Below are 2298 nucleotides of genomic sequence, written 5' to 3' on the forward strand. Positions count from 1 at the left end.
AGCTGGAGCGAGGAGTCACGGGGTGCTGGTGTCTGGCAGGGTGTGTCAACGCGTGCAGCTCGGCTGGTGTCCGTCTTGCGGAAGGCCGCCGTAACGGTCAGTGCCAACAAGGTCCCGCGCACGTGGTTGAGGCATGCTGGCAGATTCGTTGGCAGGCATTCCGGAGGTGAGCAAGTGCTTCGACACTTGGGCATCATCGAAGTCGCAAAGAAGGGCAAGAAGGGCTGGAATCTGACGTTTTGGGCCGATGCTGGCGACACTGATGACGACGATGAGTGCGACGATGGCGATGGTTGCGGCACCGACGAATGCACTGTGTGGAAGCTCAGCGACCGGACAGCGGGCCTCGAGAAAATGCGTCGGCTGCTTAAGGGTTGGGACGCAATTTGGGACTGTCTCGGCGACGCCCCGCACACCTGCGACGAGTGGTACAACAAGCAGGACGCTGCCCGGAAAGCGTTGAGCAACTTGAAGTTCAAGGTGGCTCGGTTTCCGAAATTATGACCCGAACTTGTTCGGATCTGAAAACCGGGCCCTCGAATCTCAAAGCTGGACCGTTTTGATCATCTAATGTTTTGTGGCACGTGTAATGTTGTGCGAGCCCACGATCGCTGACATTCTGGGCTCGGGTTAGAAATCCGGAACTCAACGTAAAGTCGACAGATGGGGAGTTGCCTGCCCCGAACCGTATGTTTCAGCAAGCTCGGGCTCGCTAGAACATGCGGATCGGGGCAGCTCCGCTGCTGTTTTCTTTAATGGCCTAAATTGCAGGTGCCGAGGTTGCCGCACGAGGCGGGCCCGAAGACCACGTACACCACGAGCTGGACGCTAAGACAAGCACTTCTGTGCATGATGCACATCAACGGCATCTCCGGGCTGAAGCCCGGGAAAATGTCAGTGTACAAGTTCACACGCATGAATCCTGATCAGACGGGCGGCCTGAAGAGAGTGTACCGTGCGGCAGAGCGGACAGCAGGCAGGCTGGAGAACATCCGGGATCTGATGAACGCCGTGGGGCGCAAGACGCGCCCCGAGCTCGTGTCCATGGACATTTGCTTCGCATCCGATCGGAGCTTGGACCAGCTCGACTTTGGCAAGAAGTTGCCGATCGCAGAGCTCAGGAAGTCGAAGGTCGCTTTGCACAAGCGTGACGGGATGACCCCTCACATTGCACACGTAGTTCGTCGTGTGCTGGGCAAATGAGCATGCATGGCGTCCCGGATTTGTATAGCATATGCGGCGTCCCGGATTTGTCGCAAAGAGGTGCAGAGTGCGAACGCATCAGTCTCCCACAGTGCACGCCAAACGCAACTCGATTCCATATCAAACCAGGGGCACGCCAAACGCAACTCGATTCCATATCAAACCAGGGGCGCTTGTTTCCATGTTGGCGGTTTGATGTGGGTTTCGGTCTCGGGGAGCTCGGTTGCGGCTGCAGGTCGGAAGAGGTTGCAGGTTTCACATACGGTAGATAGGGGGTTGGTCTGATCTCCGTTTGGCATTGCGACCCACGCCTTTTTTTGCAGGCAGGACAAAATCCAACACATGTGTAAGCACTTTCCATGTCAGACAAGCGGCATGCCCTCCCACTGCCCGGCCCCGTTGTTGTGGCCGCCATGAATCAGAAGGTCACTGTCCCTGTCTGGCATCATCCTCGACGGGTCCGGTGTTATCGCAACTATGCCTTGGGTTTCAAAATCAAAGAGATGGTTGTCCCGGAGTACACGGAAATTCGGAACAAGAAGGAACTGGGGATAGCAGAAGCGGGGCAAGGGCCTTCCTTCATCTCCCGGCGGAGGGTGGGGGTTGCGGGGGCTGTGCATGTCACAAAGGCACAGCCCCCGCCACTCCCACCTCCCCCCGGGCGATGAGGGAAGGCCCCTGCTTCGTTCCTGCTATTTCCCGGGAGGACCCTACCTAGCGACCCGATGTGTCCCTTGCGAACCCCGGAGTCGTCGGACACGGAAGTCGATTCGTGTGGCACGACGGAGCCCGAGTCTGACGACGAAATGCTAGCTGCACCAGCTGCCGGAACGCCAAGCGTCCTAATCACCTTGGCCAAGTGACCGCCCCCGCGGCACGGCTTGTGTCGACCTGGGTCGTCAGGGCGGTGCCTTTCTGTTTGTGTTTTTGGTTTAGGACATTTTCTGTGGGTTCCCGGCCGGAGTTTTGGGCAGCTGGAGTGTAGTCAAAATCTGTGTTTCTGTTCGGTTCTTGGGTTGACAGCAACCTCTGAGTAAGTTCGTGTGCTTCGACCTTCGACGCCCGGTGGCAGGAAAAACAGCATGTCCGCCCGCT

Annotated in this window: 2 protein-coding genes; both read left to right on the plus strand. The window is 57.7% G+C overall.

Annotated features, from left to right (window positions below):
- Window positions 1–186 precede the first annotated feature (186 nt).
- Window positions 187–504, plus strand: a complete 318-nt coding sequence (locus tag ABWP81_RS11535) for a hypothetical protein (RefSeq protein WP_353141909.1) — start codon at window positions 187–189, stop codon at window positions 502–504.
- 345 nt (window positions 505–849) lie between these two features.
- The gene (locus ABWP81_RS11540; protein WP_353141911.1) at window positions 850–1203 is read left to right on the plus strand and encodes a hypothetical protein; all 354 of its coding nucleotides are present in this window, start codon (window positions 850–852) and stop codon (window positions 1201–1203) included.
- Window positions 1204–2298 lie beyond the last annotated feature (1095 nt).

The sequence above is a fragment of the Limnohabitans sp. genome, assembly GCF_040401135.1.
GTDB lineage: Bacteria > Pseudomonadota > Gammaproteobacteria > Burkholderiales > Burkholderiaceae_C > Limnohabitans.

Excerpts from the sequence above, each read along its gene's own strand:
- ABWP81_RS11540 (WP_353141911.1), top strand. The coding sequence starts at position 850 with ATGATGCACATCAACGGCATCTCCGGGCTGAAGCCCGGGAAAATGTCA.